The 23,024-nt window shown below is 70.7% G+C and carries 22 protein-coding genes and 1 pseudogene; 9 read left to right on the top strand and 14 right to left on the bottom strand.

What is annotated here, in order from left to right:
* Position 1: 1 nt before the first annotated feature.
* From ABT057_RS15650 to ABT057_RS15625, 6 genes are all read right to left on the bottom strand, one after another.
* On the bottom strand, positions 2–895 hold the full coding sequence (locus tag ABT057_RS15650) for a carbohydrate ABC transporter permease (protein ID WP_352343486.1): 894 nt from the start codon (positions 893–895) through the stop codon (positions 2–4).
* Position 896: 1 nt separating this feature from the next.
* Positions 897–1,865 carry a carbohydrate ABC transporter permease gene (locus ABT057_RS15645; RefSeq protein ID WP_352343485.1) on the bottom strand — a complete coding sequence of 323 codons (969 nt, stop codon included), beginning with the start codon at positions 1,863–1,865 and terminating at the stop codon, positions 897–899.
* Positions 1,866–1,867: 2 nt separating this feature from the next.
* Entirely contained in the window at positions 1,868–3,214 is a 1,347-nt protein-coding gene (locus tag ABT057_RS15640; protein ID WP_502973914.1) for an ABC transporter substrate-binding protein, read from the bottom strand.
* A gap of 59 nt (positions 3,215–3,273) precedes the next feature.
* Entirely contained in the window at positions 3,274–4,485 is a 1,212-nt protein-coding gene (locus ABT057_RS15635) for an ROK family transcriptional regulator (protein WP_352343484.1), read from the bottom strand.
* Positions 4,486–4,707: 222 nt separating this feature from the next.
* Positions 4,708–5,541, bottom strand: a complete 834-nt coding sequence (locus ABT057_RS15630) for a hypothetical protein (RefSeq protein WP_352343482.1) — start codon at positions 5,539–5,541, stop codon at positions 4,708–4,710.
* Positions 5,542–5,739: 198 nt separating this feature from the next.
* Positions 5,740–6,846 (bottom strand): mechanosensitive ion channel family protein, encoded by a 1,107-nt coding sequence (locus ABT057_RS15625; protein WP_352343480.1) that lies wholly within the window; start codon positions 6,844–6,846, stop codon positions 5,740–5,742.
* Between the two features lie 314 nt (positions 6,847–7,160).
* On the opposite strand from ABT057_RS15625, the gene ABT057_RS15620 reads away from it, so the two are divergent.
* Positions 7,161–7,697, top strand: coding sequence for an HNH endonuclease (locus tag ABT057_RS15620; RefSeq protein WP_352343479.1), 537 nt, complete (start codon positions 7,161–7,163; stop codon positions 7,695–7,697).
* Between the two features lie 100 nt (positions 7,698–7,797).
* On the opposite strand, the gene ABT057_RS15615 is transcribed toward ABT057_RS15620, so the two are convergent.
* The 4 genes from ABT057_RS15615 to ABT057_RS15600 form a co-directional block, all read right to left on the bottom strand.
* On the bottom strand, positions 7,798–8,541 hold the full coding sequence (locus tag ABT057_RS15615) for an ATP-binding cassette domain-containing protein (protein ID WP_352343478.1): 744 nt from the start codon (positions 8,539–8,541) through the stop codon (positions 7,798–7,800).
* Positions 8,538–9,116 carry a hypothetical protein gene (locus tag ABT057_RS15610; RefSeq protein WP_352343476.1) on the bottom strand — a complete coding sequence of 193 codons (579 nt, stop codon included), beginning with the start codon at positions 9,114–9,116 and terminating at the stop codon, positions 8,538–8,540. The genes ABT057_RS15615 and ABT057_RS15610 overlap by 4 nt, the downstream gene beginning before the upstream one ends.
* Positions 9,113–10,105, bottom strand: coding sequence for a hypothetical protein (locus ABT057_RS15605; RefSeq protein ID WP_352343475.1), 993 nt, complete (start codon positions 10,103–10,105; stop codon positions 9,113–9,115). Before ABT057_RS15605 ends, ABT057_RS15610 begins: the two co-directional genes overlap by 4 nt.
* Before the next feature lie 358 nt (positions 10,106–10,463).
* Positions 10,464–10,676, bottom strand: coding sequence for a hypothetical protein (locus ABT057_RS15600; RefSeq protein ID WP_352343474.1), 213 nt, complete (start codon positions 10,674–10,676; stop codon positions 10,464–10,466).
* A gap of 153 nt (positions 10,677–10,829) precedes the next feature.
* On the opposite strand from ABT057_RS15600, the gene ABT057_RS15595 reads away from it, so the two are divergent.
* From ABT057_RS15595 to ABT057_RS15580, 4 genes are all read left to right on the top strand, one after another.
* Positions 10,830–11,117: a hypothetical protein gene (locus tag ABT057_RS15595; RefSeq protein ID WP_352343473.1), complete on the top strand. Its 288-nt coding sequence runs from the start codon at positions 10,830–10,832 to the stop codon at positions 11,115–11,117.
* Positions 11,118–11,213: 96 nt separating this feature from the next.
* Positions 11,214–11,399, top strand: coding sequence for a hypothetical protein (locus ABT057_RS15590; protein WP_352343718.1), 186 nt, complete (start codon positions 11,214–11,216; stop codon positions 11,397–11,399).
* Positions 11,400–13,463: a 4-alpha-glucanotransferase gene (gene malQ / locus ABT057_RS15585; protein WP_352343471.1), complete on the top strand. Its 2,064-nt coding sequence runs from the start codon at positions 11,400–11,402 to the stop codon at positions 13,461–13,463. It begins immediately after the preceding gene.
* 96 nt (positions 13,464–13,559) lie between these two features.
* Positions 13,560–13,820 carry a hypothetical protein gene (locus ABT057_RS15580; RefSeq protein WP_352343469.1) on the top strand — a complete coding sequence of 87 codons (261 nt, stop codon included), beginning with the start codon at positions 13,560–13,562 and terminating at the stop codon, positions 13,818–13,820.
* A 35-nt stretch (positions 13,821–13,855) separates the two neighbouring features.
* Here ABT057_RS15580 and ABT057_RS15575 read toward each other — a convergent pair whose 3' ends face one another.
* Positions 13,856–14,368 carry a MarR family winged helix-turn-helix transcriptional regulator gene (locus tag ABT057_RS15575; protein WP_352343468.1) on the bottom strand — a complete coding sequence of 171 codons (513 nt, stop codon included), beginning with the start codon at positions 14,366–14,368 and terminating at the stop codon, positions 13,856–13,858.
* 115 nt (positions 14,369–14,483) lie between these two features.
* On the opposite strand from ABT057_RS15575, the gene ABT057_RS15570 reads away from it, so the two are divergent.
* Complete coding sequence (locus tag ABT057_RS15570) at positions 14,484–15,398, top strand: EamA family transporter (protein ID WP_352343466.1); 915 nt, start codon at positions 14,484–14,486, stop codon at positions 15,396–15,398.
* Here the strand turns inward: ABT057_RS15570 and ABT057_RS15565 are convergent.
* Complete coding sequence (locus ABT057_RS15565) at positions 15,391–15,909, bottom strand: Rossmann-fold NAD(P)-binding domain-containing protein (protein ID WP_502973927.1); 519 nt, start codon at positions 15,907–15,909, stop codon at positions 15,391–15,393. The genes ABT057_RS15570 and ABT057_RS15565 overlap by 8 nt on opposite strands.
* Here ABT057_RS15565 and ABT057_RS15560 point away from each other — a divergent pair.
* Positions 15,799–16,641 (top strand): annotated as a pseudogene (locus ABT057_RS15560) (LysR family substrate-binding domain-containing protein); the annotation flags it as partial. The gene ABT057_RS15565 and the pseudogene ABT057_RS15560 sit on opposite strands and share 111 nt — an antisense overlap.
* Before the next feature lie 68 nt (positions 16,642–16,709).
* Here ABT057_RS15560 and pepN read toward each other — a convergent pair.
* Positions 16,710–19,289, bottom strand: coding sequence for an aminopeptidase N (gene pepN / locus ABT057_RS15555; RefSeq protein WP_352343464.1), 2,580 nt, complete (start codon positions 19,287–19,289; stop codon positions 16,710–16,712).
* Between the two features lie 135 nt (positions 19,290–19,424).
* On the opposite strand from pepN, the gene ABT057_RS15550 reads away from it, so the two are divergent.
* Entirely contained in the window at positions 19,425–20,627 is a 1,203-nt protein-coding gene (locus tag ABT057_RS15550) for an MFS transporter (RefSeq protein ID WP_352343462.1), read from the top strand.
* A 516-nt stretch (positions 20,628–21,143) separates the two neighbouring features.
* Here ABT057_RS15550 and ABT057_RS15545 read toward each other — a convergent pair.
* The gene (locus ABT057_RS15545; RefSeq protein ID WP_352343461.1) at positions 21,144–22,160 is read right to left on the bottom strand and encodes an aspartate-semialdehyde dehydrogenase; all 1,017 of its coding nucleotides are present in this window, start codon (positions 22,158–22,160) and stop codon (positions 21,144–21,146) included.
* A gap of 318 nt (positions 22,161–22,478) precedes the next feature.
* Between ABT057_RS15545 and ABT057_RS15540 the strand changes: the two genes are divergently transcribed.
* On the top strand, positions 22,479–23,024 hold the full coding sequence (locus ABT057_RS15540) for a sigma-70 family RNA polymerase sigma factor (RefSeq protein WP_502973913.1): 546 nt from the start codon (positions 22,479–22,481) through the stop codon (positions 23,022–23,024).

Raw genomic sequence — 23,024 nt, 5'->3', positions numbered from 1 at the left:
GTTAACCCTTTACTCCGGTGAGGGTGACACCTTCGACGAACGCCTTCTGGGCGAAGAAGAACACGAGGATCACGGGTGCCATGACCAGCACGGTGGCCGCCATGGTGAGGTTCCAGTCCGTGTGGTGGGCGCCCTTGAAGGACTCCAGGCCGTAACTCAGGGTCCACGCGCCCGGGTTCTCCGAGGCGTAGATCTGCGGGCCGAAGTAGTCGTTCCAGGCGTTGAAGAACTGGAAGAGGGCGACGGCGGCGATACCGGGCCTGGCCATCGGCAGGATGACCTTCAGCAGGGTGCGCAGATCGCCGCAGCCGTCCACCTTCGCCGCGTCCACGTACTCGTTGGGGATGGTCATCAGGAACTGACGGAGCAGGAAGATCGAGAACGCGTCTCCGAACGCCAGCGGGATGATCATCGGCCACAGTGTGCCCGACAGACCCAGCTGCTTCGCCCAGAACAGGTACATCGGGATGACGACCACCTGGGGAGGCAGCATCATCATCGAGATCACCAGCATGAGCGACAGGTTCCGTCCCCGGAAGCGGAACTTGGCCAGCGCGTACGCCACGGGGACGGAGGACACGACGGTGAGGACCGTTCCCAGTCCCGCGTAGATCAGCGTGTTCTTCCACCAGGTGAGGAAGCCGGGGGTGTCGAAGACCTTCCGGTAGTTGGCCCACTCCCAGGTGTGCGGGATCAGGTCCCGGCTGAGCGCCTGCGAGTCGCTCATCAGGGAGGTCAGGAAGACGAACACGAAGGGGAGGGTGAAGAAGAGGGCGGCCGCGATGCCCAGGGAGTGGATCGCGATCCACTCCAGCAGCGCCCTGCGGCGGGCCGTGCGCTCGGCGGGCGAGGCCGGTGCCTTCAACTCCACCGGCCGCTCCAGTACTTGGGCCATGTCAGTCACCTGCCTGGATGAGACCGCCCCGGCGCCGCATCAACAGCGCGGTGAACGCCATCGACAGGGCGAACAGGACCAGGGCGACGACGCAGGCGGAGCCGTAGTCGAAGCGCTGGAAGCCGAGGTTGTAGACGAGCTGGGGGAGGGTGAGCGTGGAGTGCTCGGGGTAGCCGGGCTCGAACATGGTGCCCGCGCCCTGGATCACGCCCGAGGCGACCTTCCCGGCGACGAGCGGCTGGGTGTAGTACTGCATCGCGCCGATGACGCCGGTGACGACGGCGAACATGATGATCGGCGAGATGTTGGGAAGGGTGACGTACCGGAACCGCTGCCAGGGTGTCGCGCCGTCCAGCTCCGCCGCCTCGTACTGCTCCTTCGGCACGTCGAGCAGCGCGGCCATGAAGATGACCATCAGGTCGCCGATGCCCCACAGGGCGAGCAGCGTCAGGGCCGGCTTGGACCAGTTCGGGTCGTTGAACCAGGCCGGGGCCGGGATGCCGATCTTCTCCAGGATGGAGTTGACCGGTCCCGTACCGGGGTTGAGGAGGAACGCGAACGCCATGGTCGCGGCCACCGGCGGGGCGAGGAAGGGCAGGTAGAAGAGGGTGCGGAAGACCCCCGTACCCGTCTTGATCTTCGTGATGAGCATGCCGATCCCGAGTCCGAACAGGACGCGCAGGCTCACCATGATCACGACCAGCCACAGGGTGTTGCGCAGGGCGGGCCAGAAGAAGGGGTAGGACTGGAAGACGTACGTCCAGTTCTTCGTTCCGCTCCAGGTGGGCGGCTTGAAGCCGTCGTAGTGCATGAACGAGAAGTAGACCGTCGAGATCATCGGGTACGCGAAGAAGACCGCGAAGCCGATCAGCCAGGGCGAGAGGAAGGCGAGGGTGCGAAGCGCCTGTTTGCGCTGCTTGGCAGCGAGGCCGGCCGACCGGCGCTTCGCCCTCGGTGTACGGGTGCTCATCGTCACTTCGCCTGCGCGATGTCCGTGTCGATCTGCTTGGCCGCCTTCTCCAGGCCCGCCTGCAGGTCGGTGAGCTTGCCGCTCTCGTAGTCGTAGCCGAGCTGCTGGATGGTCGTGAGGTAGACGCCGCCGTTGACCGAGGCCGGGGAGGTCGTCGAGTTCGGGTTCGCGGCGATGTCCAGGAAGGTCTTGAAGCGCGGGTCGTACTTCAGCTTCGGCGACTTCAGGGCGTCCAGCGTCGAGGGCACGTTGTGGATGGCGTTGGAGAAGTTCACCACCGCGTCGGTGTCCGTGGAGATGTACTTCACGAACTCCCAGGCCGCGTTCTGCTTCTGGCTGGTGGCGGCGATGCCGGCGATGGTGCCGGTGATGTAGCCCTTGCCGTACTGGTCCACCTGGTCGTCGGCGACGGGCAGCGGAGCGACGCCGATCTCGAAGCCGGGCTTGGCGTCCATGGCCATCCCGAGGCGCCACTCACCGTCCAGCTGCATGGCCACCTGGCCGGTCTGGAAGGGGTGCTTGGGGCCCCACTCGTCGCCCAGGCCGGAGCGGAACTTCTCCAGCTTCTTGAAGCCGCCGAGGTCGTCGACGAGCTTCTTCTGCAGCGTCATGGCGTCGGAGACGGCCGGGTCGGTGGCGATCGTCGACTCGCCGGACTTGTTGAAGTAGGTCGGCGAGAACTGGCCCATGTAGTGCTCGGTCGTCGTCTCCCAGCCGTGGTAGTCCGGCATGAAACCGAGTCGCTTGTACGAGTCGCCCTGAGTGATCGTCAGCTTCTTGGCGTCGGCCTCGAACTCGGTCCAGGTCTTCGGCGGGCTGGTGATGCCGGCCTTCTCGAACGCGGTCTTGTTGTAGTAGAGGCCGTACGCGTCGCCCAGCAGCGGCACCGCGCAGCGGTTGAGCTGGTACTGCGTGTACTGGTTCATCGCCTTCGGGAAGGTGGTGTTCGGGTCGATCTTCGACTTCTTGAAGAGGGGGTTGAGGTCGACCAGGGCGCCGGAGGAGCAGAACTTGCCGACGTTGTTGGTGGTGAACGACGAGATCACGTCGGGAGCCTTGCTGCCGCCGGCCCTCAGCGCCTGGTTGATCTTGTCGTCGGTCATGTTGCCGACGACGTTCACATGGATGTTGGGGTGGGCCTTCTCGAAGCCGGCGACCAGCGCCTTGACGCCCTTCACCTCGTTCGGCGCGCTCCAGGCGTGCCAGAAGGTGATGGTCTGCTCCTTCGACGCGTCGTCGCTCGCACCGGAGGACGACGCCTGGCCGGTACAGGCGGCGGTGAGCAGAACGGCGGAAGCAGTCAGGGCAAAAGCCGTGTTTCGGGCAGCTCTGGGCATGGATGAGGACATGACGGGTCTCCCTGGGGCGGGGCGGGGTGATGAAGGGAAGCGGGAAGGACTGCGAGGGTTCAGCGCGAGGTGTCGAAGACCTCGTCGCGGGTGGCCACGAGCGCGCTCTCCAGTGCGCCGCGCAGCACGGGTCGTTCGGTGACGTCGCCCACGACCAGCTTCGGCCGGGACGCGGCCAGTTCCTCCAGTTCGGCCTGGACGAGGGCGCGCAGCACCTCGCCGCCGGCTGTCAGGGAGGCTCCGCTGAGGACGACGAGTTCGGGGTCGAGGACGGACACGAGCGACGCGAGACCGGTCGCGAGCCGGGTCGCGTACGTCTGGAGCAGCAGCCGGTTCAGGACCGTGTCCTCGGCCACGGCGCGCTCGACGAGCGCGGCGGCGGCCTCGGCGTACGGCCCCGAAGGGATGTCGCCGATGCCGAGCTCCCGGGCGAGCTGGGGGAGTGCCTGGGAGCCGGCGAGTTCCTGGTAGCCGCCACTGTTGGCTTTGGTCACCTGTCGCACCAGCGGCGCGCCGGGAACCGGCAGGAAACCCACCTCTCCCGCGCCGCCGGTCCAGCCGCGGTGCAGCCGGCCGCCGAGGACCAGGGCGGCGCCGAGACCGCCCTCGTTCCACAGCAGGACGAAGTCGTCGTGGCCCCGGGCCGCGCCGAGCCGTTGTTCGGCGACGGCGACGAGGTTGACGTCGTTCTCGTACTCGACCGGCATCGGCAGGGCTGCGGCGAGTTCGTCGAGCAGCGCGGGCGAGTGCCAGCCGGGGAGGTGGGAGGCGTAGCGCAGTCGGCCGGTGGTGGGGTCGAAGGCGCCGGGGGTGGCGACGACGAGCCTGCGCACGTCGTCCCTGGTCAGGGCTGCGGCCTTCACCGCGCCGTCGAGGGCCTCGGTGACCTGTCGTACGACGGCCTCCGCGGTCCTCCTCCCGGGGGTGGCCACCTCGTACGTGCCCACGGCTTTGCCGGTGATGTCGGCGACGGCGGCGAGGACGCGTTCGGGGGTGACGTCGAGGCCGGCGGCGTAGGCGGCGCCGGGGTTGACCTCGTACAGCTGGGCGTTGGGTCCCGGCCGTCCCTCGGTCGTGCCGGTGGCGAGGACGAGTCCCGCCGCCTCCAGGCGGGCGAGCAGCTGGGAGGCCGTCGGCTTGGACAGGCCGGTGAGCTTGCCGATGCGGGTGCGGGACAGGGGGCCGTGCGCCAGCAGAAGGTCGAGGGCGGCACGGTCGTTCATGGCGCGCAGGACGCGCGGGGTGCCCGGCGTACCGGCGGTTCCTGCCATGGGTCGACACCTGCCTCTCTGAACTGCATAGCTTCCCAGTGACTTAGGACGCGAGTCCACTTCCCGGCCACTGTTAGGAAACTTTCCTATCGGCTGGAGGGAACGTAAGCCCGGCACGAAGGGGGCGTCAAGGCAAGAAAACGGAAACCGCCCCCGAGGCAACGCAGTCGTTACCTCGAGGGCGGTGGGTGTTACGTGCGGGGCGTGCGGGGCGCCCCGGTACTACTGGACGGCGACGTAGTCCCCGGCGGCCGTCGCGGCGCCGGTGGTGGAGGTGCCGGTGAAGACGAAGCGGAAGTAGCCGCTCCTGGCCGCCTTCACGGTGGTGGTCAGGGCGCCGCCGGTGCCGGAGGTGATCCCCTTGACGTTCGTGTAGGTGCTGCTGCCCTTGGCCCGGAACTGGAGGGCGACCTTCTGGCCCTTGTAGCCGGTGTACGTGCCGGTGTCCCAGTTGGCGCGGGTCAGCTTGCCCTTGACGGTGAGCGTCTTCCCCTTCTTGACGGGTTCGGGTGAGGCGTCGGTGGTGAGCTTCGCGGCGCGCTGGATCTTCGCGGTCCCGGTGGTGGTCCACAGGTCGTAACCGAAATCGAAGCTGATGTGGCCGTCGGAGTCGTCGTCGTCCTGGTCGACGTGGCTGTAGAAGCCGGCGGCCTTCCAGGTGGTGGCGTCGGCGGCCTCGAAGAGGCTGTCGGACGGGTCGATGACCAGGGTCGCGGTGCACGACTGGGTCACCGTGGTGTCGGTGGTGGCCGTGGTGGTGCAGGCCGGCGCGGTGTCCGGTTCTATGAGGTTGCCCGGGTCCCCCAGGGTGCCGCGGTAGAGGGCGACGCCCGCGAAGTGCGTCGTGTAGTCGATCACCACGTCGGACCCGCGGGTCAGCGAGTACGTCACGGGCACCTTCACCTTGGCGGTGGTGCCCGCGACGATCGTCTTGCCGTTGTTGACCTTCACATCGGAGAACGTCAGATTCGGCGTGGCCGCCTGTGCGGCGGGTGCGGCCAGAGCCCCCAGAGCCAGGGCACCGGACAGGGCGGTGCCTATGGCGAGCTTTCTCATCAATCCCCACCTCCGGCCGAACCCCTGGGCGTTGCGCTCCAGAACAAGGGCTCGACATGGAGGTGACGATATGGGGCGGCCAGGTGGGGAGGAAGAGTGAAATACCTATGAAGATCGTAAGTACACGTACTCATTCCGGCGACGCGAGCGGGTACGCGGACCCACCCCGCGCCTGAACGCGGCGCCTCCTCGTCCCGGCTACTTCGGCGCCGGTGCCGACGCCGCCCGAGGCGAAGCGATCGGGGTGGCCGCAGCCACCTGCGGGGAGTCCGAGTTGGAGAAGGCCGACGGGGCCGCGACCGCCGCCGTCGGGTCGGCCGGGTCCTCCGCCGCGGAGGCGGTCGCGCCGCCGACGATGCGGATGTCCGCCGCGTCGAAGGCACGCTTGACGCGCCAGCGCAGCTCCCGCTCGACGGAGAGCGACTTTCCCGGCATGGTCTTGGCCGAGACCCGCACCACCATCGAGTCCAGCAGCACGCTGTCCAGGCCCAGCACCTCGATCGGGCTCCACAGGAGCTCGTTCCAGGGCTCCTCCTTGCTCATCTTCTCGGCGACCCCGTCCAGCGTCGCCTTGACCCGGTCCAGGTCCTCGGACGCCTTCACGGTGACGTCGACCCCGGCCGTCGCCCAGCCCTGCGAGAGGTTCCCGATCCGCTTGACCTCGCCGTTGCGGACGTACCAGATCTCACCGTTGTCGCCGCGCAGCTTCGTCACGCGCAGACCCACCTCGATGACCTCGCCGGAGGCCACCCCCGCGTCGATCTGGTCGCCCACCCCGTACTGGTCCTCCAGGATCATGAACACGCCGGAGAGGAAGTCCGTGACCAGGTTGCGCGCGCCGAAACCGATCGCCACACCCGCGACACCCGCCGAGGCCAGCAGCGGGGCGAGGTTGATCTCGAAGGCGGACAGGGCCATCAGCGCGGCCGTCCCGAGGATCAGGAAGCTCGCCACCGAGCGCAGCACCGACCCGATCGCCTGCGAGCGCTGCCGGCGCCGCTCGGCGTTGACCAGCAGACCGCCCAGCGTCGTGCCGTCGTTCGTCTCGACCGTGCGGTTCATCCGGTCGATGAGCTTGGTGATCGCGCGCAGCACGAACTTTCTCAGCACCGCCGCGATCACCAGGATCAGCAGGACCCTCAGGCCGATCGCGAGCCAGGTCGACCAGTTCTGCTCGACCCAGCTGGCCGCGTTCGTCGCGCTCTCCTGGGCGTCCTGGAGGGACGGGACCGCCACCGTCGGCGACCCCGAGGGAGTCGGCGACGGCGACGAGTCGGCGGCCAGTAGGACGGCGGGCAAGGACACGGCAGGTACCTCCAGATGCAGCGGTCCGCCTCCGGCGTGGTGGTCGGCGTCGTAGAGGTCACGAAAAGGTCACCGGACAGGCAGCACCACCACACTAACGGGGCATTGCGTGTGCTTCGGCCAGATACGGGAAGGAGAGACGGTCCTCACCTGCGCTTGAACCGGCCATGATCCGGGGGATGAATCAGGGTGTGGTCGAAAACACTCCCAGCCCGTTACCGGGACATGGTGGCGCGTCCACCAGGCCAGAGGAGAGACTGACTGCAGTTCGTCCCGGCGCGAGCCACGCGCCGCCGACGCCCAAGGAGGCATCCGTGCCGCATGTCCTGGTCCTCAACGCGTCGTACGAGCCGCTCGGCGTCGTACCGCTCCGCCGCGCGCTCGTCCTCGTTCTGGAGAACAAGGCAGTCTCCCTCGAGGAATCCGGCGCCTTCATGCACAGCGCGACCGTCACAGTCCCCGCACCCAGCGTGGTCCGGCTCAAGCGATTCGTCCGGGTTCCCTATCGGGGGCCCGTTCCTCTTACCCGTCGGGCGCTCTTCGCGCGGGACGGGGGCCGGTGCATGTACTGCGGTGGCGTCGCAACCAGCGTCGACCACGTCATCCCGCGCAGTCGCGGGGGCAAACACGTGTGGGACAACGTCGTGGCGTCCTGCCGTCGCTGCAACCACGTCAAGGCCGACCGCCATCTCGTCGAGATCGGCTGGCGGCTGCGCCACAAACCCGCTCCCCCCTCCGGCCTCGCCTGGCGCATCATCGGCACGGGCCATAGGGATCCGCGCTGGCTGCCGTACTTGCAGCCGTACGGCGCGGACGACGCCTTGGCCCGGATCGACGGCATCTCCGCCTGACGACCCGGGCTTCTTCGTGCCCCGTGGCACCCGCTGTGCAGGCCGGTCCGCCACGGGGCTCTCCGGCGGGCGCGGGCGGCACCGCGCCGCCGCCTCCTCGTCAGGCCGCGACACCCCGGCTTCTCAGCAGGGCGGTGTACGCGGCTTCGGCGGCGCGTCCCTCCAGGGTGCCGGGCGGGGTGTGGGTCAGGAACGTGCCGGTGTTCCCGTGGTGCAGGACGCTCCCCCCGTACATGACGGTGACGTGGTCCGCCTCCTCGGCGAGGTCGGCGACGTCGTGGGTGGACAACAGCACGCGCACGTCGCCGGTCAGCCCGCGCAGGATGTCACGGAACACACGACGCTGATAGGGGTCCATGCCGGCGGTGGGCTCGTCCAGCAGCAGTACCCGGGCTCCGTGCACGAGCGCCCCGGCGACCCCGACGCGCCGCAGCTGGCCTCCGGAGAGCGCGCTCGTCCGGGCGTCGGTCTTGTCGGCCAGGTCGACGCGGAACAGCGCCTTGCGGGCCTGCTTCCAGGCGTCGGTACGGTTCATGCCCTTGAGCCAGCCGATGTACGCGACGTACTCGCGCGCCGTGAGCGTGGGCATGGGCACGATGTCCTGCGGCATCCACGCCACGGCACGCCGGTACGCCGGACTGCCCGCCGGCGCGTCGTCCAGGGTGACCCGCCCCTTCTGCGGCCGGGTCACCGAGGCCGCGAGTTTCAGCAGAGTGGACTTGCCGGCCCCGTTGGGGCCGAGCAGGACGGTGAGGCCGTCCGGCAGGGAGTAGGAGAAGTCCCGCAGGACGGGCTGCTTCCAGCGCCGGTAACCGTAGGTGCAGTTGCTGAGTTCGAGTGTCACGCTGTCTTCCTCGACGAACGGATCTGGGCGGCGAGGCCGATGGCGAACACCGCCAGGGATGCGGCTGCCGGGAACAGGGCGTCCGCGGGGAGTGCGACGACGGTCCAGGAACGCGGGACGTTTCCCCGGAAGCCGATGACCACGACGGTGACCAGCCATCCCACCGGGAACATCACGGCCGCCTGGCCGGCCCATGCCCGTCCGAGCAGCATCAGGCCGGTGAGGAACAGCACGTTGCGCCCTCCGGTCGTGGGGGCGGCCGCGCCCTGCAGAGCGGCGACGACCAGGCTGCACAGTACTGCCATGGCCATGACCGAGGTGACGAGGGCGTTGTCGAGCCGTGTCATGGACCGCACTCCGGAGGTCTCGGCCGCCGGCAGCCGGGATTCCAGCATCGCCATCAGGAAGGCGAGTACGGGTACGGGCACGAAGAGGGAGAGCGCGACACGTGGACTGCCGGTGATCGAGGGCAGCAGCACCGTGGTGTCCTGCACCGCGTACAGTCCGGCAGCGAAGAGGGCCAGCGCGAGGGGCAGGAACATGTGCCCCTTGCGTGCCTTGAACCACCACTTCACGACTTCTGCGCCTCACAGGTGTCGAGCGTCCGCCTGATCCACTCCGTCTGCTCGGCCTGCGTTTCAGCCAGCACACGGGTGACATCGGCCCGGACCTGCTTCTCCAGCTCCTTGGCCACGGGATCCAGGCCCTCCTGCTCCCGGCGCATCTGATAGGCCTTCTCCTGGCCGGTCTTGACGGCGCCCCACAGCCAGGCCGAGTGGGCGGTACGGACATCGACCTGCTTGCAGCGGAAGTGCAGGGCCTTCACCACGACCTGGTACACGGCATCACCTCGCGGGACGGGACGGGTCAGCATCATGCGCCACACGCTGTCCGTGGAGCCCTTCTGCAGACGCCCGTCGACGTAGCCGTCGGTGATGAGCCGGGGCTGTGCCGAGGTCGCCCCGGCGGCCCGCAGTACACGCAGGGCCTTGGCGGTGTCGCGCTGGACCTTCGGCAGGTAGCGGGCGTTGAACTCCGGTACGCACATGCGGGGCGCGCTGCCCGTGCACTCCATCGCCACGTGCCCGGCGGTCAGGGGCGGGGCGGCCGACCAGCCGGCAGCCGTGTGGTGGGCGCCGAGGAGCCCGCCCAGGGCGACCGCGGCCGCGACCACGACCCGCAGGGGGCGCCACAGGTAGGGCGCCCACAGGATCATCAGTCCGACGGCCACGCCACCGGCCAGCAGCAGCGGAGCCACCACGGTGACCATCCGCGGTACCTCTCCGAAACCGATGCTGCCGTACTGGCCGGAGACGTGGCGCGGCCAGTACGGCAGCATCGCCCTCGTGAAGGCCACGATGATCCAGTCGGCCACGGCCAGGATCGGAGTGCCGATGACCCGGGGTACCCAGCAGCCCACGGCGAATCCGAGGACGGCGTGCGCCACACACAGCGCCATTGCGGCGAGCGGCAGCCGGAGGCTGTCGATGCTGGGCATGGTCGCCGAGCGTGCCAGGGAGATCGCGGGCGGAATCAGCAGGACCAGCCATGAGAGAACGATCACAGGAGCCAGGACATTCGCCGCGATTCGATAGCGGGAACGCGCCGAGGCCAGTGACCATATTCGTGCGCTTTTCAGGCGACCGCTTTCCCAGCAGGAAAGAGCGGCAGCCACCGTATAAGCCAGTGCGTAAAGGGTCATCAGTGGCTCTGCGACGATGCTGGGTGCGTAGTTGTAATAGCTTGAGAGCGGAGCCGTTTCCCCTGTCGCGTAGTAAAGGAATGTCAATATGAGAACGACCGGGGAGGCCCATCGTACGCAACCGCTTCGCAGGGCCGTGCTGAATTTCATGGGGTTTCACCGCGCCACTTGTCGGCCGAAGAGGGGTGTCCCTCGGGGACACCCCTCTGGAGGTGGTTCGTCAGTCGGCCTTGGTGGTGTCCACCGAGACCGAGCGGACGGTCAGCTGCGGGCCGAAGGTGGATCCGCCGATCTTCATGATCTTGAAGTAGTAGTCCCGCATGCCGGACGGCAGGTCGGTCCACTCACCGTTGCTGGTGCCGCCGTTGAAGCAGGCCGTGAACGTCTTGCTGTCGTAGGACTCGTCCGGCTGGAGCGAGATGTCGTTCCACATCTGCGCGTCGGTGCTCTTCGAGCCGTCGGTGGTGCAGCCGGTGAAGAGGACCTGCGAGTACAGCTCGTCCGACCAGCGCCGGGACTCGAAGCCGACGCTGGCGCCGGTTATGGAACTGCTCCAGTGGCCTCCGCGATGGGAGCCAGTGCGAGAGTGATCGCTGCGGTCGTGCCGGAGATTACAGAAATACGCGTGCTGCGCTTCATTTCCCCTGTTCCTTTGCAATTGAAGCGTAAAGCACGGGGTGAGGCAAGTGTGCAGAAAGGAATGTTCCCCCACATTCCTCTTCCCCCGTTGACCAAGATTCATTGGTCGTTCATGGAATCTATATGGTTGGTTGATGAAACGTCAAGCTTCGGTATGTGCGGTTGCGATCGTATGCCCGCCGGAAAGTATGTCGGGATGCTCCGCCGAGGGGTGATGGCGGGTGGTCTATCCTGATTGCCCCTCTTCTTGGGGAAGCGGTATGTCTGCCGGGGCGCGCACTGGGTAGAGCTGTGGTAATCCGCTGACGTCGCACTCGACAAGGAGGCCACCGTGATCGCTCCCGCCCGCTCCAAACGCCTGGCGGAGACCTTCGCCGAGCTCCAGGAAATACCGCTGAGCTCGGAAGGCGCCTCCGCCGAACCCCCGCTGACCAGCGAACCCCCGCTGCCCGACGCCGAACCCCTCACCAGCGAGCCCCCGCTCGCCGCCCTGGACTCCGACTCCACGAGGCCCTAGATGACCGCACCCCTCGACGAGGAGCTCGCCCGGCTCGCCGCGCTGCACGGTGTCGCCACCGCCTACCAGCCCTCTCCGGACCGTACGGTCACCGCCTCCGCCGCCGCGGTGACCGGAGTTCTGGCCGCCCTCGGGGTCGACGCCGGCACGCCGGAAGCCGTCCGGGCCGCGCTCGCCGCGCGGGAGCGCGAGCTGCGGGAACGGCTGCTGCCGCCGACGGTGGTCCGCTGGGACGGCAGCCCGTGCGAGGCGCTCGCCGCGCTCCCCGAGGGGACCCGCGTGCGGGTGGAGACGGAGGACGGGGAATTCACGGACGAGGTCGAACGACTGCCCCAGGGCGTCCACCGGCTGACCGCCACCGCTCCCGACGGCCGTACCGCCCGCGCCCACCTCGTCGTGGCCCCGTCCCGTCTGCCCGCCCCGCCGGCGGGACGCTCGTACGGACTCCTCGTCCAGCTCTACTCCCTCCTCTCCCGCCGCTCCTGGGGCATGGGTGACCTCGGGGATCTCGCGGAGCTCGCCGGGTGGGCCGGGCGGACGCTCGGGGTCGGGTTCGTACAGGTCAACCCGCTGCACGCGGCCGTACCCGGGGCGCCGACCGACCCTTCTCCCTACCGGCCGTCCTCCCGTCGTTTCCCCGACCCGGTGCACCTGCGGATCGAGGACGTGCCCGAGTACGCGTACGCCGATCCCGGCTCCCTGCCCGAGCGGGCGGCGCGGCTGCGGGAGGCGGTGCTGGAGAAGAGGGAGCTGATCGACCGGGACGCCGTGTGGGAGCTCAAGCGGGAGGCGCTGGAGCTGCTCGCCGGGGTACCCCTCGGTCCCGGCCGCCGCGCCGCCTACTGCGACTTCCTCGCCGAACAGGGAAGGGCCCTGGAGGACCACGCCACCTGGTGCGCGCTCGCCGAGGTGCACGGGGCGGAGTGGCAGCGGTGGCCGGAGGGGCTCAGGGATCCCCGGTCTCCCGAGACCGCCCGTGCGCGGCGGGAGCTGATGGACCGTGTCGACTTCCACTCCCGGCTCGCCTGGCTCACCGACACCCAGCTCACCGCCGCGCAGCGCGCCGCGCGCGAGGCGGGGGCGGGGATCGGGATCGTGCACGACCTGGCCGTCGGGGTGCACCCGGGCGGCGCCGACGCCTGGGCCCAGCGGGAGTACTTCGCCGCCGGTATGTCCGTCGGCGCCCCGCCGGACGCGTTCAACGCGCGCGGCCAGGACTGGGGTCTGCCGCCCTGGCGCCCGGACCGGCTCGCCGAGTCCGGCTACGACCCCTACCGACGACTGCTGCGGGGCCTCTTCCGGTACGCGGGCGCCCTGCGCATCGACCACGTCATGGGCCTGTTCCGGCTGTGGTGGGTGCCGCAGGGGGAGGCGCCCACCGAGGGCGCGTACGTCCGCTACGACGCCGAGGCGATGCTCGCCGTCCTGGTGCTGGAGGCTTCGCGGGCCGGCGCGATCGTGATCGGCGAGGACCTCGGCACCGTGGAGCCGGGAGTGCGTGAGGCGCTGCGTGAACGCGGGGTGCTCGGGACGTCCGTCCTGTGGTTCGAACGGGACTGGGACGGCGACGGGCGCCCCCTGTCCCCCGACCGGTGGCGCGCCGACTGCCTGGCCACCGCCACCACCCACGACCTGCCGTCCACCGCCGCCCGCCTCTCCGGCGAGCACGTCGAGCTCCGCGACCGGCTCGGTCTGCTGACCCGCCCCTTGGAGGAGGAGCGTGCGGAGGCCGCCGCCGACACGCTGGAGTGGCTGGACCTGCTGACCCGGCTCGGACTGCTGGCGGGCACGGCCGGGGGCGGCGACCGCTCCTCGGAGGAGGCCGAGGTCCAGGCCGTCCACCGCTTCCTGCGGCGCACCCCGGCCCGCATGATCGGCGTCTGGCTCCCGGACGGCGTCGGCGACCGGCGCCCGCAGAACCTCCCCGGCACCTGGGACCAGTACCCGAACTGGCGGCTGCCGATCGCCGACGGCGAGGGGCGCCCGGTGCCCCTGGAGGAACTCGCGGCCTCCCCGCGCCTGCACGCCCTGATCGACGTGCTGCGGGAGGCGCCGGAAGCGTAGGGCGCGCCTCCGCGGCAGTCCGTGCGTCGCCCGGTGCGTCGCCCCGTACGGCACCCCGGGCGCGCGGCCCCGGAAGCCGTTCGCTACTTTTGCTCTGTGGACAAGAAGAACGCTCTGCGCGCCGGGGCCCTGGCCGCCGGTACGACGCTGATGATGCTGCTCATGTCGTCCCCCGCGCTCGCGCTGACCCGCGACGACGGCGACGACCCCGGCACGGGCCTGAGCGTCGCCGAGACGCTGGGCCTCTACGTCGCGTTGCCGCTCGTGATCTTCGCGGCCATCACCGGCCTGGTGATCGTCCTCGACAAGTCCAAGACCGAACACCGGGTGCTCAAGCCGGGCAAGGCCAAGGCCTGATCACCCACCGCATCCCTCCGAGGGCGCGGCTCGCCCTACTTCTCCGTCGCGAGCAGCAACTCCCTTAGCAGGCCGGCCAGTTGGTCGGCCTGTTCGGCGTTCAGGGCCGCGTTCAGGCTCTGCGTCTGGATGGCTACGCCCGCGCCGACGGCCCGGTCGACCAGGTTCAGCCCCTCCTCGGTCAGGGTGACCTGGAGGCCCCGGCGGTCGTGCGGGTCGGGGGAGCGGCGCAGCAGACCCGCGCGTTCCAGTTTGTCCAGGCGGCCGGTCATCCCGCCGGTGGTGAGCATGAGCGTGGTCGACAGCGCGCGGGGCGAGAGGGTGTACGGCTCGCCCGAGCGGCGCAGGGTGGCCAGGACGTCGAACTCGCCGCGTCCGATGCCGAGTGCCGCGTACGCCTTCTCCACCTTGTCGCCCATCGCGCGCGAGATCCGGTAGATCCGGCCGAACACCTCCATGGCGGCGGTGTGCAGGTCGGGCCGGACGGCCGCCCACTGCTCGATGATCGCGTCGACGGGGTCGTGGGGCGCGGGCTCTGGCCTGGTCATGGGTCGATTATCCGCCGGTGTCCGGTCGCCCGCAAGAAAGTAGCTTGACCGTAAGTAGCTTGAGAGTAAGCTACTTAGTGTCAAGTTGATGAGGGTCCGTGAAAAGAGGGAAGCCATGCCGCGCCCCACGACCGTCCTGCTCACCGCCCTCGCCCCGGTCTCCTGGGGCACCACCTACGCCGTCACGACCGAGTTCCTCCCGCCCGACCGCCCCCTGTTCACCGGCCTGGTACGCGCCCTGCCCGCCGGACTGCTGCTGCTCGCGGTCGGCCGGAGACTGCCGCGCGGTGCCTGGTGGGGCAAGGCCGCGCTGCTCGGGGCGCTGAACATCGGCGCCTTCTTCCCCCTCCTCTTCTTCTCCGCCTACCGGCTCCCCGGCGGGATGGCCGCGGTCGTCGGCTCGGTGGGCCCGCTGTTCGCCGTGGGGCTCTCGGCGCTGCTGCTGGGGCAGCGGCCGACGGCGCGGACCCTGGCCACCGGGGTGGTGGCCGCCTTCGGGGTGAGCCTGGTCGTCCTGAGGGCGGCCGGAGCACTGGACCCGCTCGGTGTGCTCGCGGCGCTCGCGTCCACCGCGTCGATGTCGACCGGTACGGTCCTCACCAAGAAGTGGGGCCGCCCGGAGGGCGTCGGCCCCCTCGCCATGACCGGCTGGCAGCTCACCGCGGGCGGCCTGCTCATCGCCCCCGTCGCCCTGCTGGCCGAGGGCGCCCCGCCCACCCTGGACGGCCGTGCCGTCGGCGGCTACCTGTACCTCGCCCTGGCGAACACGGCGGTCGCCTACTGGCTGTGGTTCCGCGGCATCGGCCGGCTCACCGCCACCCAGGTCACCTTCCTCGGCCCGCTCTCGCCGCTGACGGCGGCCGTGGTCGGCTGGGCCGCGCTCGGCCAGACACTCACGCCGGTGCAGGTGGCGGGCATGGCGCTGGCGTTCGCCGCGACGGTGGCGGGGCAGCTGGGGACGGCCGTACGACCGTCCCCGCCGACGGTCCGCACCGGAGCCGTGGTGCGGTCCCGGGAGCGGCTCAGCTGAAGTAGTGGCCCTCTTCGAGGTCCGCGAGGAGACGGGGGCCCGTCGGCTCCCAGCCCAGCCACTTCCGGGTCAGGGCGTTCGACGCCGGGATGTCCGGACCGGCGATACGGCCCAGCCAGCCGAAGTGGGCGTCCGCCTCCTCGGGCGCGATGGCCCGGACCGGCACGTCCAGGTGGCGGCCGATGACGGCGGCGATGTCGCGGAACGGTACGCCCTCCTCGCCCACGGCGTGCAGCCGTGACCCCGCCGGGGCCGACTCCAGGGCCAGCCGGACCAGCCGGGCCGCGTCCGAGCGGTGCACGGCGGGCCAGCGGTTGGCGCCGTCGCCGACGCACGCGGCGAAGCCCTTCCGCCGTGCGGTGGCGATGAGGTGCGGGACGAAACCCGCTTCGCCCCGGCCGTGCACGGACGGCGCGAAGCGGATGGCCGACGAGCGCACGCCCCGGTCGGCCAGCGCCACGGCCGTGTTCTCCGAGGGGGCCCGCGGCGCCCCGGCCGTGCCGGAGGGCACCGTTTCCAGCAGGTGGGCGCCCGTCTGCTGGACCGCACCCCGCAGGGCACCCGGCTCACCGAGGCCGGAGAGGTGTTCCTGCCGAGCGCGAAGGCGCTGCTGCGGTCCGCCGAGCAGGCCACGGCCCAGGCCAGGGCGGCCGCCGAGCCCAGCCGGATCACCGTCGGCTTCACGCGGGGGATCATCGTCACCCCCGCGGTCCGCGAGCTGCGGCGCCGGCATCCGGACGCCGACGTACGGTCCCTGCACCTGGACTGGGGCACGGCGCGCGAGGCGCTGCTCGACCACCGGGTGGACGCGTTGGTGTCCCGACTACCCCTCCCCACCGAGGGGTTGGAGGTGACGGTCCTCTACGACGAACCCAGGGTGCTGGTCGTCCCCTTCGACCACCGGCTGGCCGGCAAGGAGTCCGTCACCCTCGACGACATCGCGGACGAACCCATGCCACGGATGGCCGGTGCCGATCCGGCCCTGAACGTGTTCTGGGGCGTCGACCCCAGGCCGGACGGCAGCCCGGCACCCGACGGCCCCTTCATCTCGGCCCTGGAGGACAAGTTCGAGGTCGTCGCCGAGGGGCAGGCGCTGGTCATCGTGGCCGGCTCGCGCAGGCACGCCCCGCGCCCCGACCTCACCACCGTCCCGCTGCACGGGGTCGAGCCGTGCCAGGTCGCCCTCGCCACCCGGGCCGGTGACCGCAGCCGCCTGGTGGCCGCGTTCCGCAAATGCGCGCGCACCCACCCTGACCGGGGCGTGAGAAAGGGCGCCCGGTGTGACACCGGGCGCCCTGGACACCGTACGGACTACGACGCGTCCGCGGCCTGGGCCCTCAGCGCGCGCTCCACGCCCGAGCGGGACTCGGAGACGAGGCGGCGCAGGGCCGCGTTCGGCTCGGCGGAGGCCAGCCAGGCGTCCGTCCTGTCCAGGGTCTCCTGGGACACCTGGATCGTCGGGTAGAGACCGACCGCGATCTGCTGGGCGATCTCGTGCGAGCGGGACTCCCAGACGTCCTTGACGACCTCGAAGTACCGGCCCGTGTAAGGGGCGAGCAGCTCGCGCTGGTCGGTCTGGACGAAGCCGCCGATGACGGCCTCCTGCACGGCGTTGGGCAGCTTGTCGGACTCGACGACCTGCGCCCACGCCTCCGCCTTGGCCTCCGGCGTCGGACGCGCGGCCCGGGCCGTCGCCGCGTGCCGCTCACCCGCGGCGGTCTTGTCGCGCTCGTACTCGGCGGCGATGTCCGCCTCGTCGAAGGTGCCGACCGCCACCAGCCGCTGCACGAACGCCCAGCGCAGCTCGGTGTCGACGGCGAGACCCTCGATGGTCTGCCCCCCGTCGAGCAGCGACTCCAGGAGGTCGATCTGCTCCGGTGTACGGGCCGTGGCCGCGAACGCGCGCGCCCACGCCAGCTGGTGGTCGCTGCCCGCGGCGGCGGCGCGCAGATGGGCCAGCGTGGCGTCCGTCCAGCGGGTGAGGAGCGCCTCGCGGGTCGCCGGGGCGCCGTACAGGTCGATGGCGAGCTTGACCTGGCGCTGCAGCGACTGGACCACGCCGATGTCGGACTCCTTGCCGATGCCGGACAGCACCAGGGACAGGTAGTCGTGGGTGGGCAGTTCGGCGTCCCGGGTCATGTCCCAGGCGGAGGCCCAGCACAGGGCGCGGGGGAGCGAGGACTCGAAGTCGCCGAGGTGCTCGGTGACGAACGCGAGGGACTCCTCGTCGAGGCGGACCTTCGCGTACGACAGGTCGTCGTCGTTGAGCAGGACGACGTCCGGACGGCGCCTGCCGACCAGCTCCGGCACGGCGGTCAACTCGCCGTCGACGTCCAGCTCGAGACGCTCGTCGCGCACCAGCTTGCCGCTGTCGTCCCGGAGGCCGTAGAGGCCGATCGCGATGCGGTGCGGGCGGAGAGTGGGCTCACCCTTGGCGCCGGCGGGCAACGCCGGGGCCTCCTGGCGGATCGCGAAGGAGGTGATGACACCGTCGGCGTCGGTCTCGATCTCGGGGCGCAGGACGTTGATGCCGGCGGTCTCCAGCCACGCCTTCGACCAGGCCTTCAGATCACGGCCGGAGGTCTCCTCCAGGGCGCCCAGGAGGTCGGAGAGACGGGTGTTGCCGAAGGCGTGCGCCTTGAAGTACGCCTGGACGCCCCTGAAGAACTCGTCCATGCCGACGTACGCGACGAGCTGCTTGAGGACGGACGCGCCCTTGGCGTACGTGATGCCGTCGAAGTTGACGAGGACGTCGTCCAGATCGCGGATCTCCGCCATGATCGGGTGGGTGGACGGCAGCTGGTCCTGCCGGTAGGCCCACGTCTTCATGGAGTTGGCGAACGTCGTCCAGGAATGCGGCCACCGCGAGTCGGGGTGGTGGGCCTGGCAGGCGATGGAGGTGTAGGTGGCGAACGACTCGTTCAGCCACAGGTCGTTCCACCACTCCATGGTGACCAGGTCGCCGAACCACATGTGGGCCAGCTCGTGCAGAATCGTCTCCGCGCGGACCTCGTACGCCGCGTCGGTCACCTTCGACCGGAACACGTACTGGTCGCGGATGGTGACCGCGCCCGCGTTCTCCATCGCGCCCGCGTTGAACTCCGGCACGAACAACTGGTCGTACTTCTTGAACGGGTACGCGTAGTCGAACTTCTCCTGGAACCAGTCGAAGCCCTGCCGGGTCACCTCGAAGATCGCGTCGGAGTCGAGGAACTCGGCGAGCGAGGGCCGGCAGTAGATGCCGAGGGGGACGCTCTGGCCGTCCTTCTCGTACACGCTGTGGACCGACGTGTACGGGCCCACGATGAGCGCGGTGATGTACGTCGAGATCCTCGGCGTCGGCTCGAACACCCAGACGTCGTCCTTGGGCTCGGGCGTCGGGGAGTTGGAGACGACGGTCCAACCGGTCGGAGCCTTCACCGTGAACTGGAAGGTGGCCTTCAGGTCCGGCTGCTCGAACGACGCGAACACGCGACGTGCGTCCGGCACCTCGAACTGCGTGTAGAGGTAGGCCTGTTCGTCGACCGGGTCGACGAAGCGGTGCAGTCCCTCACCCGTGTTGGTGTACGCGCAGTCCGCGACGACACGGAGCACGTTACGGCCCTCCAGCAGGCCCGGCAGCGCGATCCGGGAGTCCTTGAAGAGCTCGGCCGCGTCCAGCGGATCGCCGTTCAGCGTGACCTCGTGGACGGTCGGGGCCACCAGGTCGATGAAGGACTCCGCGCCGTTGTCCGCGCCGGTCGCCGCCACGTCGAAGCGCACCGTCGTCACGGACCGGTAGGTGCCGCCCTCCTGCGCGCCGGAGAGGTCGAGATCGATCTCGTACGAGTCAACGGTGAGCAGCTTCGCCCGCTGCTGCGCCTCTTCGCGAGTCAGGTTTGTGCCAGGCACGCGGTCATCTCCTCGTTTTTGTGTGGGTTGCGCCATCCTTCCATGCGAAGGGCGCGCCGGGCGACGACGTTCGGGAGCGTCCGTTCTCCGGGACGGGGATGTCGAAGCGGGCGCGTGGAGCTGAATGGTGGAGGCATGGCTTCCACATCCCCCACCTCGGTCTCCTCCGACACCTCCGGCCACCCCACGGGCCACCCCTGGGCCGGCGTACTCGCCCTCGGCGCCGCCACCTTCTCCGTCGTCACCACCGAGATGCTCCCCGTCGGCCTGCTCACCTCACTCGAGGACGGGCTCGGGGTCTCCGCCGGGACCGCCGGGCTCGCGCTCACCCTGCCCGGACTGGTCGCCGCCGTCGCCGCGCCACTGCTGCCCGTCGCCGTGCGGCGGGCCGACCGGCGGTATGTGCTGTGCGCGTTACTGCTCCTGCTCGCCCTGGCCGACCTCGTGTCCGCACTCGCGTCCGGCATCACCGCACTGCTCCTCGCCCGGGTCCTGGTCGGAGTCTGCATCGGCGGGGTGTGGGCGGTCGCGGCCGGACTCGCCGTACGGCTCGTGCCGGCGGACTCCGTCGGGCGGGCCACCTCCGTCGTCTTCAGCGGGATCGCCGTCGCGGCCGTGCTCGGCGTCCCCGCCGGGACGTATCTCGGCGCGCTCGCCGGATGGCGGTGGGCGTTCGCCGCGCCCGCCGCGCTCGCCGTGCCGGTCGCCGCCGCGCTGACCCTCGCGCTGCCCGCGCTGCCCGCCGAACGGGCCGTGCGGCTCCGGGAGCTGGGGCGGCTCGCGGCCGACGCGCGGATACGACGGTGTCTGCTGGCCGTGGCGCTGCTCGTCACCGGCCACTTCGCCGGGTACACGTATGTCCGGCCGGTGCTGGAACGGGTGCCCGGGGCCGGTGCGGGGGAGGTGAGCGGCCTGCTCCTCGGGTACGGCCTCGCCGGGCTCGCCGGCACCTTCGCGGCGGGGGTGTGCGCGGGGCGTGATCCGCGGCGGACGCTGCGCGGGATCGCGGCGGGACTGGGGGCGGTCGTCGCCCTGCTCATACCGGCGGGACGCTCACTGACCGCCTCGACGGTGCTGCTCCTGCTCTGGGGCTTCTTCTACGGCGGTGTGTCCGTCGCCGCCCAGACGTGGCTGTCGGCCGCGGTGCCCCCCGGGGCTCGTGAGGCCGCGTCCGCGCTGGTCGCCGGGGTGTTCAACACGGCGATCGCGCTGGGGGCGTTTGCGGGGGGCCGGGGCGCGGACGCGCTGGGGCCAACGGCTGTTCTGGCCCTCGCGGCGGCGCTGGCGCTGGCCTCCGTCCCGACCCTGCCCACCCACCCACCCGACTCGGTCGGCTGACGGGTCACCGACGTCCCGGGGCTCCGCCCCGTGCCCCGGCGGGGGCTGCGCCCCCTGCGCCCCCTGCGCCCCCGGCGGGGCTGCGCCCCGTCTTTGCCTACCCGCCCGCCCGACTCGGTCGGCTGGGGGACACCGACGTCCCGGGGCTCCGCCCCGTGTCCCGGCGGGGGCTGCGCTCCGTTTTTGCCCATCTGCCGGCCCGATTCGGTCGGGTGGGGGGAACCGTTGTCCCCGGGGCTCCGCCCGTGCCCCGGCGGGGGCTGTGCCCCCTGCGCCCCCGGCGGGGCTGCGCCCCCGGCGGGGCTGCGCCCCCGGCGGGGCTGCGCCCCGTTTTGCCTACCTGCCCGCCCGGCTCGGTCGGCTGAGGGGGCGCCGTTGTCCGGGGCCCTGCTTCGTGCCCCGGATAACGGCTGCGCCCCTGCGCCCCTGCGCCCCCGGCGGGGCTGCGCTTCGTTTTGCCCACCCGGGCGGCCCGATTTCGGGGCTTCGCCCCGCGGGAGAGTGGGGGGTGCGTGGTCAGGCCTTGAGTTCGGCTGCCACCAGTTCCGCGATCTGGACCGCGTTGAGTGCCGCGCCCTTGCGCAGGTTGTCGCTCGAGACGAACAGGGCGAGGCCGTTCTCCACCGTCTCGTCGCGGCGGATGCGGCCGACGTACGACGGGTCCTTGCCGGCCGCCTGGAGGGGGGTCGGGATGTCGGTGAGGACCACGCCCTCGGCGGACGACAGCAGCTCCGTCGCGCGCTCCGCCGACAGGGGGCGCGCGAAGCGGGCGTTGACCTGGAGGGAGTGGCCGGAGAAGACCGGGACGCGGACGCAGGTGCCGGAGACCTTGAGGCCGGGGATCTCGAGGATCTTGCGGGACTCGTTGCGGAGCTTCTGCTCCTCGTCCGTCTCGTTCAGGCCGTCGTCCACGACCGAGCCCGCCAGCGGGACCACGTTGAAGGCGATCGGGCGCTTGTAGATCTGCGGCTCGGGGTAGTTGAGCGCCTCGCCGTCGTGCGTGAGCCGGTCCGCCTCGGCCGCGACCTTCTGCACCTGGCCGTGCAGCTCCGCCACGCCGGCCAGACCCGAGCCGGACACCGCCTGGTAGGTGGCGACCACGAGCGCCTCGAGGCCGGCTTCCGCGTGCAGCGGCTTCAGGACCGGCATCGCGGCCATCGTCGTGCAGTTCGGGTTCGCGATGATGCCCTTGGGGCGGTTCGCGATCGCGTGCGGGTTCACCTCGGAGACCACCAGCGGGACTTCCGGGTCCTTGCGCCAGGCCGAGGAGTTGTCGATCACCACGGCGCCCTGTCCGGCGACCTTCTCGGCCAGCGCCTTCGACGTCGCGCCGCCCGCCGAGAACAGGACGATGTCCAGGCCGGTGTAGTCGGCCGTCGCCGCGTCCTCCACCGTCACGCCGTCCAGGGTCGTCCCCGCCGAGCGGGCCGAGGCGAACAGGCGCAGCTCGGTGACCGGGAAGTCGCGCTCCTTGAGGATCCTGCGCATGACCGTGCCGACCTGACCGGTGGCTCCGACGATTCCGACCCTCACGGCGACTCCCTCTGTCTCGTTACGTGCGTATTGCCTGGCCGCGGCGTTTCCATCATGCGGCCGACACCGGCCCGCCTGTCCAATTCTTTGCCCGGCATGCCCGAGGACTGGGACACCGGCGACGGGGCGACGGTTACGGAAGTACCGTCCATACCCCCGCCGAGCTGGAGATATTCCCTCCACGGCCGTCCCGCGCCGCAAGCTGTGCTGCCCCGCCCGCGGGTGTGACGTACACCTCTGAACAATTGTCCGGCACCGTGCCGAACGTTCCGGTGCGCTCCGGCGTCGTAGAGGAGACGCGGAAGGGGAGGGGTGTCTGTGCTGCGCAGAATCGCCCGCCGTGTCCAGGGGGAACCGGCCGTCGGACCGGCCGCCGACGGCGATCCTCTGGACGCGGCGCAGGAACGTCGGGTGCGGGCGGTGCTCGCGCTGGGCGGAGTGCCGCAGGCGGACCTGCTGGACGGGGTACAGCAGGTCCGCCTGCGGCTGCTGGAGCGGGCCGCCAAGGGGTACGAGGCGCCGCGGGACGTCTCCGCGTGGGCGGCGGTCGTCGCCTCCAACCTCGCCATGGACTGGCACCGGGCCAAGCGACGCCAGGAACGACTGGGTGAGCGGCTGGCCGGGCTGCGCCAGCACGCGCATCCCTCCGGGGAGGACACGAGTGTGCTCTCCCTGGCCGTCGCCCAGGGGCTGGACGGCCTGCCCGACGCCCAGCGGCAGGTCGTCGTCCTGCGGTTCTTCGCCGATCTGCCGGTGAGTTCGATCGCCCGGGAGCTGGGCGTCCCGGAGGGCACCGTCAAGAGCCGCCTGCACACGGCGGTCCGGGCTCTGCGCGCCCGCCTGCACGAGGACGAGGTGGTGTGA

The organism is Streptomyces sp. NPDC002588 (assembly GCF_040295925.1).
Lineage (GTDB): Bacteria > Actinomycetota > Actinomycetes > Streptomycetales > Streptomycetaceae > Streptomyces.
This window is presented reverse-complemented; position numbering and strand designations above follow the sequence as displayed.

What these genes read in the sequence shown, in the direction of transcription:
- ABT057_RS15630 (WP_352343482.1), bottom strand. Translation starts at nt 5,541, where the DNA reads ATGAGAAAGCTCGCCATAGGCACCGCCCTGTCCGGTGCCCTGGCTCTG.
- ABT057_RS15640 (WP_502973914.1), bottom strand. Translation starts at nt 3,214, where the DNA reads ATGTCCTCATCCATGCCCAGAGCTGCCCGAAACACGGCTTTTGCCCTG.
- ABT057_RS15550 (WP_352343462.1), top strand. Translation starts at nt 19,425, where the DNA reads ATGGCTTCCACATCCCCCACCTCGGTCTCCTCCGACACCTCCGGCCAC.
- ABT057_RS15600 (WP_352343474.1), bottom strand. Translation starts at nt 10,676, where the DNA reads ATGTGGAACGACATCTCGCTCCAGCCGGACGAGTCCTACGACAGCAAG.
- ABT057_RS15650 (WP_352343486.1), bottom strand. Translation starts at nt 895, where the DNA reads ATGGCCCAAGTACTGGAGCGGCCGGTGGAGTTGAAGGCACCGGCCTCG.
- ABT057_RS15635 (WP_352343484.1), bottom strand. Translation starts at nt 4,485, where the DNA reads ATGGCAGGAACCGCCGGTACGCCGGGCACCCCGCGCGTCCTGCGCGCC.
- ABT057_RS15575 (WP_352343468.1), bottom strand. Translation starts at nt 14,368, where the DNA reads ATGACCAGGCCAGAGCCCGCGCCCCACGACCCCGTCGACGCGATCATC.
- ABT057_RS15570 (WP_352343466.1), top strand. Translation starts at nt 14,484, where the DNA reads ATGCCGCGCCCCACGACCGTCCTGCTCACCGCCCTCGCCCCGGTCTCC.
- ABT057_RS15645 (WP_352343485.1), bottom strand. Translation starts at nt 1,865, where the DNA reads ATGAGCACCCGTACACCGAGGGCGAAGCGCCGGTCGGCCGGCCTCGCT.
- malQ (WP_352343471.1), top strand. Translation starts at nt 11,400, where the DNA reads ATGACCGCACCCCTCGACGAGGAGCTCGCCCGGCTCGCCGCGCTGCAC.